The sequence below is a fragment of the Alteribacter lacisalsi genome (assembly GCF_003226345.1).
Taxonomy (GTDB): Bacteria; Bacillota; Bacilli; order Bacillales; family Salisediminibacteriaceae; genus Alteribacter; species Alteribacter lacisalsi.
In genome coordinates, this window is sequence record NZ_PDOF01000002.1 from 484,528 (window position 1) to 500,077 (window position 15,550).

Sequence of the window (15,550 nt, forward strand, 5' to 3'; positions counted from 1 at the left end):
TTCGCTTGAGAAGGGGGGGCACTGTTAGTAAGGACCAGGCTGAACGCCTACCGGATCGCCCCATGAGGCAGGACTGCGTGCACACCTTTAACGCCGTTCACGACCTGCGTGATCCGCAGATCCACTACCGTACTGGCCAGGGCCGCGGCTTCCGGCCTGGACACGTCATAAAGCTCACAAATAAGCGTCACCATGTCGCTCAGCGCCAAGCCTGCGGCCACATCGAGCTGCTGATCAAAACCGAATGTCAGCCAGCCGGACGGGGTATTGGCTCTTGGGTTCTGAAGGGACATTCCCTTTTTGACCGACAGGGTCAGATCGGCAAGATCCATCGGCGCTTCAATGGCCGTGCCGGACACTTCGCCGTCCCCCTGGGCTGCATGACCGTCGCCGCAGGAAAAGAGGGCACCGTCCACCTCTACAGGCAGATACAGCTTCGTCCCGGTTACGAGCTCCTTACAGTCGATGTTGCCGCCTACGCGCCGGGGCGGAATGGTAGAGTGAATGCCATCCGCAGCCGGAGCGACAGCAAGAAGACCGAGAAACGGCTTCACAGGTACGCTCAGCTGTCGTCCGCCGACGGCTGCTGAAGCGCTGCCCCGTTTCCGGCTGAGCGTCCAGTCGAGAGCGACCTTTTCCTCATCCACAATCCCGATCTGCTCATTCTGCCAGCTCGCACCGCCGCCGCCCCAGTTGCGGCCGTACCAGCCAGGCACCAGATCATTAATTCGTACTTCAAGTACATCTCCCGCCTCAGCCGCTTGAACGGCAATCGGCCCGACAATCGGGTGACAGTCCTGATCTGTGAGCGTATCGAACACGTGCCGCGCCTCTTCCGGCGCGGGGGAGTAGCCCCACTCAATATCTGGTGTCGTCATCCGCACCGTATCTCCCGAATTGACGGTCAGCACCGTCTCATAATCTCGGCTGAACGTGCCGCGCAGATACTTCTGTTCAAGCTTTAACGTATGAATCATACCGTTCGCCTCCTTTATCTTCATTTAAACAATAGCGAAAATCAGAATAAATTACAATGTAATGAAGATTCAGAATATTGGTTGACCGTGCGCTCAGTCAGCCGATATAATCACAAGTATAGGTGAAAAAAAAGAGGAGGCGTTCAGTTTGGCAGAAATGATTCAGACTTCAGTAGGAAAGCTTCTTGAAGATATGGCAGCAAAACAGCCCGAGCACGAGGCGCTCGTGTATCCCGACCGGGGACTCAGGCTTACATATCGGGAGTTTGACAACGAGTGCCGCCGCGCAGCAAAAGGATTTATGGCGCTTGGCATTGAACGGGGCGAGCACGTGGCCATCTGGAGCACAAACAAACCCGAGTGGATCACAAGCCAGTTTGCGACCGGAAAAATGGGCGCCGTGCTCGTGACTGTCAACACGAACTACCGCACATCCGAGCTCGAGTACCTGCTCAGGCAGTCCGATGCTACCACCATCGTGCTTATGGACGAATATAAAGGCGTATCGTACCTTGACATGCTGTATGAAATCGCACCGGAGCTCCGTGAATGCGAGCCGGGTGAGCTTAAATCCGAGCGGCTTCCGTACCTGAAAAATGTCATCTTTATGGGGAACGAAAAGCACCCGGGTATGTTCAGCTGGCCGGATCTGCTCGACAAAGCGGACAGCGTCACGGATGCAGAACTCGACGAGCGCATGGCAAGCCTCGACCCGGACGACGTAATCAACATGCAGTACACGTCCGGCACAACCGGCTTTCCAAAAGGCGTCATGCTGACCCACAACAACCTGGTAAACAACTCGAGAAACATCGCCGAGTGCATGAACTTAAGCGCCGAGGACCGCATGTGCATCCCGGTGCCGTTCTTCCACTGCTTCGGCTGCGTGCTCGGCATTCTCGCCTGTATCAACGCCGGATCCACCATCGTGCCGGTTCAGGAATTCAGCCCGAAAGACGTGCTCAAAGCCGTTGATGCGGAGAAATGTACCGCCCTTCACGGCGTGCCGACTATGTTCATCGCCGAGCTCAACGAGCCGGATCTTGATCAGTACGACTTTTCCGCACTCCGTACAGGCATTATGGCCGGGTCCAACTGCCCGATCGAAGTCATGCGCGGCGTGATCGACAAAATGGGCGCAACCGAAATGACGATCGCCTACGGCCAGACCGAATCGTCCCCGGTAATCACCCAGACACGCGTCGATGACTCCCTCGAACGCAAAACTGAAACGGTCGGCCGTGCGCTGCCGAACGTGGAAGTGAAAATCGTCCTTCCCGGCACCGATGAGGAAGTCGAAAACGGCCAGCAGGGCGAACTGTGCACCCGCGGCTACCACGTCATGAAAGGCTACTACAAAAACGAAGAAGCAACCCGTGAAGTGCTCACAGACGACGGCTGGCTGCATACCGGCGATCTCGCGGTGATGGATGAAAGCGGTTACGTCCGCATCACCGGACGACTCAAGGACATGATCATCCGCGGCGGCGAAAACATCTACCCGCGTGAAATCGAGGAGTTTCTCTACCAGCACCCGAAAGTGCGCGACGTTCAGATCGTTGGCGTCCCCGACGAAAAGTACGGCGAACAAGTGGCCGCCTATATCATCCTGAAAGACGGCGAATCTGCAACGGAAGAAGAGCTGCGCGACTACTTCGAAGGCCGCATCTCCCGCCACAAAATCCCGCGCTACATCGAATTCGTCGACGAGTACCCGATGACCGCATCCGGCAAAATCCAGAAATTCCGCCTCCGCGAACAGGCCATCAGCACAATCGCCTCGGGCAAAAAATAAAGGCAAGGATACAAAGAAAGCGCAGCATCCCATCGGGATCTGCGCTTTCCTGCTTATTCAGAGAAGCCCCACCGGACGGGACTCAAGTGTCCCCAAGAGCCGGGCACCGTTTCTTCAATTCCGTCAGAAACCTGTCTTCTTCTTCCGGCGAAATCTTAATACTCTCCCACAAGCCTGACCGGTAAAAAATCTCCAGTCCCGTTTTGGCAAGCATCATCCGGAACCCGGAAATATACTCGTCTGTTTCCGAAACCTTTTTAATGTCTACATAAGCAATCCGGTAGCGGAAGGGCCCGCCTTTCACGAGTAAATGATCTTCTTGAAAACTGTAGCCAAGCGACACCTTAACCCAGTAGAGAATGCCGGTGGACAATACAAAAACTGCTGCTGAAATCAGCGCCTGTGTCACGGTAGAGTCTGGCATTAATAAAGGCAGGAACAAGGCAGCCCCGGCAATCACGCTGCATCCCACCATGACTTTTATTGTGATCGGATCAATTCTTGAACGGAAAACCACTGGTAATATCTCCTTACTATACAGTAAATATCAAATGCCAAACACTGGCCACACCAAGACGAAAACAAAAACGAACAGGGCAATGGAAAGTGAAATACGGTCACCGTCAAAGTCTTCTCCCTGCCGGATTTTCTCCAGCACAGTGAGGGCTTTGTTGAAGATGAACACAACTAAGGCAGCTACAATCGCAACATACAAAAATAAAGGCAATTCAGACACTCCTAAACGATATATGATCACTTTTTCCCGGCTCTCATCCGAACCTCAAATGACCAGTCAGCTCTTTTCCTGCCGGCGCTTCTCCCGTTCCGCAAAATATTCCTCCACCGATGGATGAACGACCCGCTTTTTATACTCACTCCTCAATAGCCACACCATAGCCATCACGATTCCTGTGACAACCACAATTGCAATCAAAGGAGAGGAAGGGGGCTCGCCGAAGACATTTCGCAGGGCATCGGCAGGATAAAAACCGAGCCACCTCGTCAGAGGCGGAAGTAAGAAGACGGATATGAAAATGATCAGACCATATTGAAGAAAAAAACGCTCTTTGCTCATGAAACCAATCCCTATATAAGTTATTTAAATATTCTAACAAAAGCATATCATAATTAAGATTAGAATTCCCAGAAAATAACCTTATCGTGTCCCGTGCCTGCGTACCATTTCTATATCTTTCCGCTGATAGTTAAACAGTTCGTCTACTTTCGTTTCCAATACGTCAGCTAATCGGAATGCCAGCTGTAAGGTAGGATCATACTTGTTATTTTCAATCGCGTTGATCGTCTGCCGGGATACGGAGCAGCGCTGCGCCATGTCCTGCTGGGAAAGGTCCCTTGATTTTCTCAGTTCTCTTATTCGGTTCTCCATTTAATAGCCGTACCTTCTTCTGAAGTACAGCAGGGCACACAGGTAAATGAACGATGCACTTCCGAGCAGCGTAAATGATGAATAGCCGTCAAAATGGCTGTCAGCTGTGAAAATAGAATAAAGTTCTCGCGCCGCATCAAACAAAAGAACGGCGACAATGATCGTGAAAGCGTATGATTGTGCTTTTGTGCGGATTAATCTTTTTCTCTCATCTCCTGTATTCGGCAGGGTTACAAGCGTAATGAGAATCACGATAGCACTGAAGATCAGTATGGATATGTAGACTACGGGCATGAAGTCCATTTGTCCGGCTCCTTCCAAAAAGTAAATGTCAAAATGTTTTTACATTTTTACCTTACTATTAATTGGAAAATATGTCAAAGAGATTTTACATTTAAATACTAAAAAACCACCCTCAACATTAAGGATGGTTTCTCTATGCTTGTTTTTTACGAGTTCCCCTTCTCGGGGATCGGATTCTCCTTCAGCATCCGGGCAAAATGCACCAGATTAAACGCAAGCATCTTCGTATTTTTCTTCGTAAACTCGCTGTCCCGTCCGGCTTCCATGTAGGAAGGGCCTGGCCCCGCTTCACCTACCCAGTAGGCGTCCACATTGGGTGGGATTGTGAAGCCGACATGCTGCATGCCGTAAAGGATTGACTGGGAGGCGTGCTTGGCCCCGTCTTCGTTACCGGTTACAATGACCCCGGCAACTTTGTTATAGTAGATGGCCTGCCCTTTTTCATTCGTCTCGCTGCTTGACGCATACAGCCGTTCCATGACACGTGTGGCGATACTGCTTTTTTCACCCATCCAGATCGGGGTGCCGATCACGAGAATATCTGCGGCAAGTACCCTCTCCATCAGCTGCGGCCACTCATCACTGTCTCCCATGTCAGGCTCCATGCCCGGTACAACCTTGTAATCGGCCACCCGGAGTTCAACTGCCTGTACACCTTCTGATTCCATCCAGCGGGCGGCTTCCTGCATCAGTGCGCTCGTATTGGACTCTTCATCGCTTGTCTTGAGTGACGTGTTCAGCATTAGGCATTTCAAGTTGGCCATTCCTGCAGATCATCCTCCTTTGTTATGAAACCCCATGTGCTCTGTACGGCTATTTACCGGCAGCTTCCAGATACGTGAGGGCAAACCAGCCCTGGGGGTCTTTCCACACTTTCTTAAGCGACAGCCCCGCTTCCAGGGCTTCCTTCTCAAACGCCTCTACATGAAATTTATAAGAGTTTTCCGTATGAACCGTTTCACCGGCCATGAACGTAAATGACTTTCCTGCCACTTCCACGATCTGATCGGTGATGCTCTCCAGGTGCATTTCGATGCTGCTTTTTTCCTCATTAAAGAAAGCTGTATGGCGGAACTTTTCCACTTCAAAAGCGGCTCCAAGTTCTCGATTCATCCTTTCAAGCATGTTCAGATTAAATTCAGCCGTAACCCCGGAAGTGTCGTTGTAGGCCGCTTCAAGCACAGCCCGCTCTTTCACTAGGTCAATGCCGATTAATATCCCGTCATCCGGGCTGAGCTGTGCACGCAGGTTTTCAAGAAACATGTGCCGCTCAAGCTCTTCGAAATTGCCGATCGTGGAGCCGAGAAACAGGATCACTCTCCGGCCGCTGGCAGTGTACTGCAAAAAGTCGGTGGAACTCGTGTAGTCTGCACAGAGACCGTATATGTGAAGGCCGGGGCAGACAATTTTCAGCTTGCTGACTGTATCCTCGACGGCAGACAGGGAAATGTCGATGGGTGTATAGCTTTTTACCATTGGTACTGCGGAAATCAGCAGCTCAATTTTTTCCTCTGAACCGCAGCCTAACTCCACGAGCGAAGCGGATGTACCAATGGCCGCTGCAATCGCTGCACTCTGATCACGCAGAATCCGTTTCTCCGTCCGGGTCGGGTAGTATTCAGACAGCGTTGTTATGGTATTAAACAGGCGGCTGCCCCGTTCATCGTAGAAATGTTTTGGAGCAATCACCTTTGGGTTCCGGCTGAGTCCTGTCAGCACGTCTTTTTGAAAGGACGCGAGGGAAGGGTTTAAGTCGATTATCATACCGGAATTATCTGTTTTCGTCATGGCCCGTTTCATCCTTTGCTAATCGGATCCCGCTGAACTGCCACCGTTTGTCCGGGTGAAAAAAATTACGGTACGTCACGCGCACGTGGTTATCCGGTGTGGCACAAGAACCACCGCGAAGAACCATCTGGTTGCTCATAAACTTGGCATTGTACTCACCGAGGGCCCCGTCCGGCCTGGCGCTCTCCGGATACGGCGTGTAGGGGCTCCTTGTCCAATCCCACACGGAACCGTAAGGAGACTGGTCCTCATCAAACGCAGGGTGAAAATCCATCGATTCCAGAAACTGGCCTGATACCGGACGGTTTTTAAACGCGGTTTCCCATTCGTGTTCACTCGGCAGCCGACAGCCCTCCCACCGGGCGTATGCATCGGCTTCGTAAAAGCTGATATGGGTGACCGGCTCATTCGGTTCAACCTTTTTATAGCCGTGCATCGTAAAGTAAAACCATTCACCGTTCACATGTTCCCAGTAGAGCGGCGCCTGCCAGCCTTTCTGATTCACTATAGCCCAGCCCTCGGAAAGCCAATACTTCGGATCGGAATAACCGCCTTCCTCGATAAAGGAGATGTACTCACCATTGGTAACAGGCCGTGAGGCGATGGAAAACGGGTACAGGTACACTTTATGCTCCGGACGTTCGTTATCAAAAGAGAAATGCTCCTCATTCGTCCCCACTTCCGCCACGCCTCCCTCAAAACGGAGCCACTTCATTGGAGGAGCCGACGTTTCCACCGGCGAAAGCGGCTTCGGGTGAAATACCGGATGAAGCGGATTGATTGAGAAATTGTACTTCACATCGGTGATAAGAAGCTCCTGATGCTGCTGTTCGTGCTGAAGGCCGATTTCAAGCAGGGATAGGATCTCGTCTGTGAGGTTTTCGGGGTCGGATAAAAATGAAGTCATTTCTTTGTCCACGGCTTTACGGTAATCGATAATTTCATTCACTGTCGGCCGTGAGAGCAGGCCGCGCTGATGGCGGGGAAAAGGCTTGCCGAGAGTTTCGTAATAGGAGTTGAACAGCTTTCTCGTTGCCTCGAACCGGTACTCATAGCCGTCGACGAATGTATTTAAGATAAAGTCCTCAAAAAACCATGTGGTGTGCGCCATATGCCACTTTGGCGGACTTACATCAGACATGCTCTGGACTACGTAATCTTCCGTCTCAAGAGGTTCTGTGATGCGCATCGTCAGATTCCGTACATACGTAAACTCTTTTACCAGCGTTTCGCATTGCGTTGTCCCTGTCGTCTGAATCACAACCGCCTCCTTCTTTAACTATTTAAAAATACCCTCTGCCGTGCTTAGATAAACTAATTCTGGAAAAACAGGGAAATGTCCTTTTCTTACAATAGGTTGTTATCGTTTTTTAACAATTCAGCCCATAAGGTGGTACACTGGTCCATATAATCAGAAAGGTGTGATGGCTTATGACAAAACGAATACATAACGCAGCCGATAAACAGATCATCAACCAATGGAGAGGACGCGATCACACTGACAATAAGATTTGGAGACATCACTGCTGAAACGGAGCGGCTCATCCTGCGCCAGCTCAGAAATGATGATTACGAAGCATGGTTAGAGGGTTTTACCGGAAGGAGCGACTCACAGTACCGTCACGACACCGGGAGAATGGACATGACGGAATGCACGGAAGACTGGTTCGAAAAGCTTGTGGAAAAACATAGACAACTGGCCGCAGACGATACGGCCTACATCTTCTTCGTTTTTCACAAGGACGGCCGCCACCTTGGCCATGTGGACTTTTCCACACTCGAGAGGGAGGAGTTCCAGTGGGCACGCATCGGTTATGCGTTTCACAATCAGCACTGGGGCAACGGTTACGCGGCCGAAGCAGTGACCCGGGCGCTCGAAACCGGGTTCAGGGAGCTCGGCTACCACCGGATCGAGGCCCATATCAATCTCGACAACCCCCGATCCATGAAACTGGCCGAAAGGGCCGGCATGACGTTTGAGTGCACAAGAAAAGGGTTTATATACGAATTCGGAGAGTGGACGGATAACCACGTGTACTGTAAAAACGCAGAAGGAGAGTAACGTGGGGGAGGAAATCACTAACATAACATGACATCACTAAAGAAAGCCGCCCTCACTTAAGAGGAGCGGCTTTCTGCTGTCTCAAATCGGAGAGACTGTTTCGACTTTACCCAGCTGTACGCAATTGTGACAATCGGAGCCAGCCACAGAAACACAGTGAACGGCAGGTAAACGATCACCGGCACGCCGACGATGGTACTGCACAGAATCGCCAGCAGGCTCCACGGCACGAGCCCGGCAAATACCACGGTAGAATCGGCCAGCGTCCGGGACAGCTCCCTGCGGTGAAAGTGCGTCCGCCAGTGAGGCAGAAGCGACCGTCCGGCAAGGAGAATCGGAAACGACTGATTCGGGGAAATCAGACTTACCCCGGCAGCCACACCAACCGTCTGTGCCGTGTTTTTCGTGAGGTTTGACGTATCGTGGAACACCCGCTCAATAAACGGCTGCAGCATCCCCGTCTCTTCAATGATCTGGCAGTAGGCCCCGACAATCAGAATAAACAGCACAAACGGCAGCATCCCGATGAGGCCGTTCAGACCACCGGCACCGGTCACGGCGCCTTCTGCCCACGCCTGCAAGCTTGTACCCCGGTAAAGAAGAATCGCGCCTCCTGCTAAAATACCCGCTGAAAAACACGTTTTCATCTCTTTTCCCATAAAGATCAGCACAAGCAGGAGTACCGGTGGAACCAGGGAGAGGGAAAGGCTGTTCCAGTCGAGTGCCCCGGCAGCTGACGCCGTATTGGATCCGCCCGCGGCTACCAGCGAGTCAGCGAGGAAAAAGATCAGAGCAGTGAGCGTCACAGTGATAATCATCGTCGGCGTAATCGAGCGAAGGTGCTCCTGTACCTTCAGCTCTACGCTGAACGCCAGCAGCTGAAACGAGCTTGACAGAGGTGACGACCGGTCGCCGACAAAGGAGCCGGACACGAGGGCACCTGCCACAAGCGGTGCCGGCAGTCCGAGCGTGAGCCCGGCACTCATGAGCGGAATCCCCACGATGCTGAGACTCCCCACAGAGGAACCGACCGTAAAGGACATGAGGGCTGTCACAAGAAAGGCGACTGTGAGAAAATAGTCAGGTGAAATGAACGTCAGAAACAGAGCGTTCAAATCGTCGATTGTGCCTGCCATATACCACGTAGGAAGGATCAGTCCGATAAACGCAAGCAGCCAAGCCACGTTTTTGTTCCGGCTGACACCGGTCAGGGAGGCCTGTCCGATGGTATGCCAGCTGATCTCTTTTTTCCGGCAGAGAACAACAAGCGCAGCCACGCCGGGCACCATCGCAAGTGCAAGCGGAAAAGATATGGCGATTGCCCCCATCAGAAAGACCAGGGTAACGGCAAAGATAAAAATAATGTCTATAATCGTAAAGCTTTTTTTCATTTTTTCATCACTCCACAGCCAATCGTAACACAGAAGCGACGACCAATGAGCGTCGAAAAAAGAGGAAAACAGGCTCCTTGTGTGGAAACACTGTTCAGGAGGAAAAACCATGACTATACTCACGCCATTTGAGACACCACGCCTTCTCATCCGTGAACTTAGAGATGAGGATCTGCATGAGATACACGAGCTGAAATCAGATTCCGGCGTCGTCCGTTACCTGACCTGGGGACCGAACGAGCATAAGGGGCAGACCCGCTCAAACCTCCGGGCCCAGATTGCACTGCAGAAAATTGTGAACCGGACCGTTTTTGTACTGGCCGTTGAAGAGCGGGAAACCGGACGGGTCATTGGAAACGCAACGATCGTTTTTCAGAACGGGGCAAAGAAGGTAGCCGATATCGGCTATTTTATAGGGTCGCCATCCTGGGGACGGGGCTACGGGACGGAACTGACCGGTGCCATAAAAGAAATTGCCTTTACCCGCCTTGGGGCGATGCGCCTGGAAGCCACCTGCGATACGAGGAACCAGGCATCGGTCCGCTGCCTGAAACGGGCAGGATTTACACTCGAAGGATGCAAACGAAAAAACCAGCAGGTTCATGGGGAGTGGCGCGACCACTATATCTTCGGCCTGCTACGGGAGGAGGATCAACCGGTGCCGATTGATCACTCGCTCGAGCTCGAACAGCTTGAGAAAAAACTGCAGAGCCCCGAAGTCCGGACTGATGTGGCGGAGATTGACCGACTGCTGCACGATGGCTTTTTTGAGTTCGGAAGCTCAGGAGTTCCTTTCACGAAAGCCGACTGCCTGGATCCGGGCGGAATAGGTGTCCGGGAGTTTCATATGCGGAACTTTGAGTACCGTCCTCTCTCAGCCGACACGGCCCTCGTCACCTACAAGGTATACGACGCCACCCTTGGACACAGCACCCTCCGATCGTCGGTGTGGAAAAAAGTCGAAGGACGCTGGCAGATGTATTTTCATCAGGGAACGATCATGAAAGAGCACTAATACGAGGAAGGACCGGCTTTTGGCCGGTCCTTTTGGGTTGTAAAAATATCTGCTTAAAAAAATAAGCGCAGCTGCACTCCTGCAGTGAGACTCATGCGGCACTGAAGGCCAGGCTTGCCGGCATCGCCACGGAAAGCGAACGGACTTTGTGCAGCGGAGTAAATACAAATAAAACGCCATGTCTAACTGCCTATTAGAATTACCACAGCCACAGCGCCCCGAATACCCCGAACATGAGCGTCGACACAAGCGCGATCACCACGCCCACTAGAGTCTCATAGGGCAGGAGGCGGAACCGTTCCTTCATACCCATTCGCACACTCGCCCGGGTAATGTGGAAGTATGTCCCGTGCGGTAAATGGTCCAGTACCGTTGCACCGGCATTCACCATCGCCGCACCGGCAAGGGCGTGAATGCCGAGCTCAAACATCGTCGGTGCGAACACGCTTCCGGCAACCGCCGTTCCTGCAGCTGTCGATCCTGTCGCCCCGCTCATCGTAATTCCGGCGAGCGGCGCTATGGAGTACGCCGGCAGCCCAAGAGCTTCAATCCCCGCAAGGATGTGACCGATCAAAGCCGAGTGGGCGATCACACCTGCAAGGGTGCCCGTCCCGATCAGCAGGATCGCCACATCAGCCATTTTACCGAGCCCGGAACGTATGTACATATTTAAATGAGAAGCCTTGCCCATCGCGATTGCCCCTGCAATGCCGCCGATCGGCAGGGCGTAAAGAGGATCTACATAAATACCTGCCAGAGGCTGAAGCATCAGAAGAAAAATCGCCACCGCCGGACCTGTAAGCGCCCCGGCAAGGGAAGGAACCGGTCCGTCGACATCGGCGCTCACATCCTCATTTTCCACACCGCTCCCGGTATGACGAAGCCGCCGGGCAAGGAGGTAAGTAAAACCAAGTGCCGTAAAGGCAGGCAGCACCCCGGCAAACATCACCGTAGTAAGCGGCACCTGAAACGATTCCGCCGCTGCCAGTGTGTTCGGGTTTGGGGAGATCACGTTTCCTGCTTTTCCCCCTCCGGAAATGGCCAGGAGCACGGCGAACTTGGACATGTGGATTTTACGGGCAATTGCAAGGGCAATCGGGGCAATGGTAAGAACGGCTACACCGATAAACACACCCACACCTGTAAGCACCATCGTGGCACCGGCAATGGCGAGGAGCGCCTTCGTTTCGCCTAAACCCTCCAGGATCGAATTGGCAATCTTTTTTGCGGCACCTGACTCAATGAGCACCCCGGCCAGTACCCCGGCAGCCAGCACCCGGAGCACGACACCGGTCATGCCTTCCGCGCCGCCAATCATAATCTGCGTTGTATCCACAAGCCCCGCACCGCCAACGATGCCTCCCGTCAGCGCACCGGCCATCATGGCATAGGCAGGGGCCACACGCAGTAAAATAAGGCCGATTGTAAGTATGAGAGCAAGAATCGTACCAAAAGCCGTCAGCTCCAAGTCCATCCGCTAAACTCCTAACATCGCATTTTTTCCTATCATACCGTGTTCATTCCCCAAATGTAGCAAATATAAAAAAACAGGCCTTTCGTTGTGCGAAGCGTCCATGCATGATCGGCCGGCGCGCAGTCATACTAAGGAGAAGATCAAAGGAGGCGGGGCAGGTGAAAAAAGGGAAAATAGCTGGTCTGCTCATTGTTGTAATTCTGCTGACTGTCTCGTCCGTTTCTGTATACGGCTACACAAAGCCCCAGCCTGAAGGCGTGGATTATGCCGGTGCCGAGCACCGGTCGGACGCTGTGGAATTTCTGTATGACCTCACGTATGAAAAAAACGGCCGCGCAGTCGTTGAACAGAACGTATATGACCGCATGCTCTCCGTCATTGAGGAAGCCGGGGAGTTCGTGGTGGTGGATATGTTTTTATATAACAACTTCCAGGAGCCGGAGCAGGACTATCCGGACATGGCCGGCCCGTTCACCGAAGCACTCGTCAAAGCAAAAGAAACGAACCCTGATCTCACGGTGTATGTCATGACAGATGAGATCAACCGCTCGTACGGGGCACACAAATCCCCCCATATTGAAAAATTAAGAGAGCACGGCATTGAAGCCCATTACTTTGACAACAGCGAGCTGCGCGATCCGGCCCCGGCATACTCCGGTGTCTGGCGCACCTTTCTGCAGTGGTGGGGCAAAGGCGGGGAAGGATGGATCCCCAATGCCCAGAGCTCCTCGCTCCCGGACGTCCCGCTTCGATCGTATCTTGAAGCGCTCAACTTAAAAGGCAATCACCGCAAGCTCGTGTTCTCGGAAAAAGAAGCGATCGTCACATCGCTGAATGCCCAGGGACGCGGCGCCTACAACTCGAACTTCGCCTTCTCGGTTCAAGGCGCGGCAATTGGTGATCTTCTTTTTACAGAACGAGTAACAGCGGATATGTCCGGCGTCGACTTTCCAATTAAAAATCCCATACCCGCTGCTTCAAATCAAAATGGAGCATACAGCGTGCAGGTTCTGACGGAAAAAGCGATCAAAACCACGATCCTCGAAGAGATCGAGCAGGCAGAAAAAATTGATGTGGCTGCCTTTTATCTTTCGGATCGGGATCTCGTGAAAGGCCTGATTCGTGCGGCGGAAAGAGGCATACCGGTTCGCATCATTCTGGATCCCAACATTCATGCTTTCGGCCGTGAGAAGCCCGGCATTCCAAACCAGGTCGTGGCGCATGAGCTCAGGGAAAAAGCCCCGGACAGCCTCGAGATCCGCTGGTACAACACGGCAAAAAAAGAGCAGTACCATACGAAGCTGTTTGCGTTTCAAAAAGGCGGGGAAACCACCCTGATCGGCGGGGCTGCAAACTTCACGAAACGAAACATCGGCGGCTTTAACCTGGAGACGAACCTGAAAGTGTCCGGTGACGACCATACGAAAGTCATGCAGGACGTCCAAGACTATTTCGACCGTCTGTGGACGAATGAAGGAGGGAAATTCACTCAGAGCGTTTCGGCTTACGAGGAAGATTCGTGGTGGAAGCATAAGCTGTACATTTTACAGGAACGGACCGGGTTTTCCACATACTGAACAAGCAGCAGGACGGGAATGTGCCTGCTGCTCTTTTGGTGATCAGCTTTCCTTGTGTGGCGGCGCCTTACTCGCTCTGGAGCACCTTCCGGCCGTCATCAAGGGACCAGCGGCCTTCTTTTTCTCCAAAAAGAGGGCGAAGAAAGGCGTCGGCGTAAATTCGCAAGGCGGTGAGGCTGCCGGCTTTGGCCAGTGTCAGGACTTCATAGAGAGCAGTCATTTTCTTCTGAAGCGGTTTAATGACGCGGGTCTGCTCAGCCGGGTCGAGCGCGGCCAGGTCTTTTAGGTCGGTGGTGAGACGGGTCAGGCCGTAGCGGATCGGATCTGCTTCTTTGCCGAGTGTGCCGAGCTCGTTCTGCATACGGGTAAGAAAGGCGGTGGCGGCGTCGAATTTGCTGAACAGGCGGAGCACCTCGAGACCCAGGATGTTCGCGGTTCCTTCCCAGACAGTAAGCACCTGGGCGTCCCTGAGCAGGCGCGGGGTCACAAAGTCTTCGATGTAGCCGTTCCCGCCGTGCATCTCGATCGCTTCGTGGGCAAAGTGGATCGCCTGGTCGGCGGTATCCGCTTTAATCAGGGCGATCATCAGGCGGAGCATGCCGTCATCTCTTGCAGCTTCCGGCTTTTCATACCATTCATCGAATTCCCGGACAAGGGCAAAGACGGCCCGGGTCTGGGCTTCGAGCCGTACTTTCATTTTCACAAGGGAGTCCTGGATCATCGGGTACTGGATGATCGCCTCTCCGAAAGCGTGCCGGTCCTCGGCATAGCGGCGGGATTCCGAGTACGCCCGGCGCATGATGCCGATCGAGGCGACCGCGTTGCAGATGCGCGACAGGTTGAGCGCTTCCATCATGTAGTAGAAACCTCTGTCTTTTTCACCAATCACGAACGCTTCGGCGCCGTTAAATTCCACTTCACCTGAAGGAACGGCCCGGACACCGAGTTTATCTTTTAAACGACGGACTCTGAGGTTATTCAGGCTGCCGTCCTCTTTACGCCACGGTACGAGAAAAAGAGCGAGGCCTTTCGAGCCGTCCGGCGCTCCTTCAGGACGTGCGAGTACGGTGGCGACACCGCACGTGCCCGCGTTACTGGCGAAGTACTTTTCCCCGTACAGGTGGTAGGCGCCGTTTTCGTAGACGGCTTGCGTTTCGTTGGCGCCAACGTCCGATCCGCCCTGCCGTTCAGTAAGAAACGTGGCTCCCTCGAAAAGTTCCGTGTCCCCGGTGGAGAGAACGTGGGGAAGGAACCGGTCTTTTAGTTCAGCGCTTCCGTACCGTTCCAGCAGGTAGGCAGTGGCCATCGTGAGTGTGACGGGGCAGTAGAAGCCCGGCTCGGACTGGCTGAGCACGTACCCCTGGGCAAAGGAGTAAAGGTAGTTTCCATTGTGGCCAAGGGCCGGAATGTCCTTGTGTATGTAGCCGACAATTCCTTTGCCGTATGTATAGCAGACGGTCTGCCGATAGCCTTCATTCACTTCGATTTTGGACTGCTCGTCGCCGAAACGGTCGTATGGAACGAGGCGCGGCTGCCCTTCATGGTCCGTATGCTTCGCCCGCTCGTCGATCACGCCGGCACAGGCGGCACCAAACTCGGTGAGTTCCTCTTCGGCCCAGGCGGCAAAATCAGAAGGAAGGCAGGTGCGTACGAGTTCCTGGATGAGAGGATCCTCAGTGTAAAAGTTCCGCTTTTCGTTTTTTCGGGTGGACTGGAGAACAGGCATGGGTAAGCTCCTTTCAATTTGGAAGTGATCAGCTATTGGTTTCGGCTCCAACGCG

16 protein-coding genes and 1 pseudogene are annotated in these 15,550 nt (G+C 53.2%); 5 read left to right on the top strand and 12 right to left on the bottom strand.

Features of this window, described 5'->3' with window-relative positions; translation table 11 throughout:
- Positions 1-47 precede the first annotated feature (47 nt).
- The gene (locus tag CR205_RS13835) at positions 48-977 is read right to left on the bottom strand and encodes an acetamidase/formamidase family protein (protein ID WP_110520700.1); all 930 of its coding nucleotides are present in this window, start codon (positions 975-977) and stop codon (positions 48-50) included.
- Between the two features lie 157 nt (positions 978-1,134).
- On the opposite strand from CR205_RS13835, the gene CR205_RS13840 reads away from it, so the two are divergent.
- Entirely contained in the window at positions 1,135-2,772 is a 1,638-nt protein-coding gene (locus CR205_RS13840) for an AMP-binding protein (RefSeq protein WP_110520966.1), read from the top strand.
- A gap of 82 nt (positions 2,773-2,854) precedes the next feature.
- On the opposite strand, the gene CR205_RS13845 is transcribed toward CR205_RS13840, so the two are convergent.
- From CR205_RS13845 to egtB, 8 genes are all read right to left on the bottom strand, one after another.
- Positions 2,855-3,289, bottom strand: a complete 435-nt coding sequence (locus CR205_RS13845; protein ID WP_110520701.1) for a PH domain-containing protein — start codon at positions 3,287-3,289, stop codon at positions 2,855-2,857.
- A gap of 30 nt (positions 3,290-3,319) precedes the next feature.
- On the bottom strand, positions 3,320-3,499 hold the full coding sequence (locus tag CR205_RS13850) for a hypothetical protein (protein ID WP_110520702.1): 180 nt from the start codon (positions 3,497-3,499) through the stop codon (positions 3,320-3,322).
- Positions 3,500-3,565: 66 nt separating this feature from the next.
- Positions 3,566-3,847 (bottom strand): hypothetical protein, encoded by a 282-nt coding sequence (locus tag CR205_RS13855; RefSeq protein WP_110520703.1) that lies wholly within the window; start codon positions 3,845-3,847, stop codon positions 3,566-3,568.
- 81 nt (positions 3,848-3,928) lie between these two features.
- Positions 3,929-4,159, bottom strand: coding sequence for a helix-turn-helix transcriptional regulator (locus CR205_RS13860; RefSeq protein ID WP_110520704.1), 231 nt, complete (start codon positions 4,157-4,159; stop codon positions 3,929-3,931).
- Positions 4,160-4,462 (bottom strand): hypothetical protein, encoded by a 303-nt coding sequence (locus tag CR205_RS13865; RefSeq protein WP_110520705.1) that lies wholly within the window; start codon positions 4,460-4,462, stop codon positions 4,160-4,162.
- 146 nt (positions 4,463-4,608) lie between these two features.
- Complete coding sequence (locus CR205_RS13870; RefSeq protein WP_110520706.1) at positions 4,609-5,226, bottom strand: flavodoxin family protein; 618 nt, start codon at positions 5,224-5,226, stop codon at positions 4,609-4,611.
- Between the two features lie 49 nt (positions 5,227-5,275).
- Positions 5,276-6,250 (bottom strand): L-histidine N(alpha)-methyltransferase, encoded by a 975-nt coding sequence (gene egtD / locus CR205_RS13875; RefSeq protein WP_161524783.1) that lies wholly within the window; start codon positions 6,248-6,250, stop codon positions 5,276-5,278.
- Positions 6,234-7,511, bottom strand: a complete 1,278-nt coding sequence (gene egtB / locus CR205_RS13880; RefSeq protein WP_236634842.1) for an ergothioneine biosynthesis protein EgtB — start codon at positions 7,509-7,511, stop codon at positions 6,234-6,236. The genes egtD and egtB overlap by 17 nt, the downstream gene beginning before the upstream one ends.
- Positions 7,512-7,796: 285 nt before the next feature.
- Here egtB and CR205_RS13885 point away from each other — a divergent pair, with 285 nt between their 5' ends.
- Positions 7,797-8,312: a GNAT family N-acetyltransferase gene (locus CR205_RS13885; RefSeq protein ID WP_328587731.1), complete on the top strand. Its 516-nt coding sequence runs from the start codon at positions 7,797-7,799 to the stop codon at positions 8,310-8,312.
- A 56-nt stretch (positions 8,313-8,368) separates the two neighbouring features.
- On the opposite strand, the gene CR205_RS13890 is transcribed toward CR205_RS13885, so the two are convergent.
- Positions 8,369-9,703 carry a Na+/H+ antiporter NhaC family protein gene (locus CR205_RS13890; protein WP_161524784.1) on the bottom strand — a complete coding sequence of 445 codons (1,335 nt, stop codon included), beginning with the start codon at positions 9,701-9,703 and terminating at the stop codon, positions 8,369-8,371.
- Between the two features lie 109 nt (positions 9,704-9,812).
- On the opposite strand from CR205_RS13890, the pseudogene CR205_RS20565 reads away from it, so the two are divergent.
- Positions 9,813-10,316, top strand: a pseudogene (locus CR205_RS20565) (GNAT family N-acetyltransferase); the annotation flags it as partial.
- Between the two features lie 45 nt (positions 10,317-10,361).
- The gene (locus CR205_RS20570; protein WP_110520968.1) at positions 10,362-10,718 is read left to right on the top strand and encodes a nuclear transport factor 2 family protein; all 357 of its coding nucleotides are present in this window, start codon (positions 10,362-10,364) and stop codon (positions 10,716-10,718) included.
- A 199-nt stretch (positions 10,719-10,917) separates the two neighbouring features.
- Here the strand turns inward: CR205_RS20570 and CR205_RS13905 are convergent, their stop codons facing one another.
- Positions 10,918-12,192: a GntP family permease gene (locus tag CR205_RS13905; protein ID WP_110520710.1), complete on the bottom strand. Its 1,275-nt coding sequence runs from the start codon at positions 12,190-12,192 to the stop codon at positions 10,918-10,920.
- Between the two features lie 158 nt (positions 12,193-12,350).
- Here CR205_RS13905 and CR205_RS13910 point away from each other — a divergent pair, with 158 nt between their 5' ends.
- Positions 12,351-13,769 carry a phospholipase D-like domain-containing protein gene (locus tag CR205_RS13910; protein ID WP_161524785.1) on the top strand — a complete coding sequence of 473 codons (1,419 nt, stop codon included), beginning with the start codon at positions 12,351-12,353 and terminating at the stop codon, positions 13,767-13,769.
- 67 nt (positions 13,770-13,836) lie between these two features.
- Here CR205_RS13910 and CR205_RS13915 read toward each other — a convergent pair whose 3' ends face one another.
- The gene (locus CR205_RS13915) at positions 13,837-15,495 is read right to left on the bottom strand and encodes an acyl-CoA dehydrogenase family protein (protein ID WP_110520712.1); all 1,659 of its coding nucleotides are present in this window, start codon (positions 15,493-15,495) and stop codon (positions 13,837-13,839) included.
- Positions 15,496-15,550 lie beyond the last annotated feature (55 nt).

Bases quoted from the DNA above. Each gene is read 5' to 3' on its own strand.
- CR205_RS13835 (WP_110520700.1), bottom strand. From the start codon at position 977: ATGATTCATACGTTAAAGCTTGAACAGAAGTATCTGCGCGGCACGTTC.
- CR205_RS13840 (WP_110520966.1), top strand. From the start codon at position 1,135: ATGATTCAGACTTCAGTAGGAAAGCTTCTTGAAGATATGGCAGCAAAA.
- CR205_RS13855 (WP_110520703.1), bottom strand. From the start codon at position 3,847: ATGAGCAAAGAGCGTTTTTTTCTTCAATATGGTCTGATCATTTTCATA.
- CR205_RS13860 (WP_110520704.1), bottom strand. From the start codon at position 4,159: ATGGAGAACCGAATAAGAGAACTGAGAAAATCAAGGGACCTTTCCCAG.
- CR205_RS13865 (WP_110520705.1), bottom strand. From the start codon at position 4,462: ATGGACTTCATGCCCGTAGTCTACATATCCATACTGATCTTCAGTGCT.
- CR205_RS13870 (WP_110520706.1), bottom strand. From the start codon at position 5,226: ATGGCCAACTTGAAATGCCTAATGCTGAACACGTCACTCAAGACAAGC.
- egtD (WP_161524783.1), bottom strand. From the start codon at position 6,250: ATGACGAAAACAGATAATTCCGGTATGATAATCGACTTAAACCCTTCC.
- CR205_RS13890 (WP_161524784.1), bottom strand. From the start codon at position 9,703: ATGAAAAAAAGCTTTACGATTATAGACATTATTTTTATCTTTGCCGTT.
- CR205_RS13905 (WP_110520710.1), bottom strand. From the start codon at position 12,192: ATGGACTTGGAGCTGACGGCTTTTGGTACGATTCTTGCTCTCATACTT.
- CR205_RS13915 (WP_110520712.1), bottom strand. From the start codon at position 15,495: ATGCCTGTTCTCCAGTCCACCCGAAAAAACGAAAAGCGGAACTTTTAC.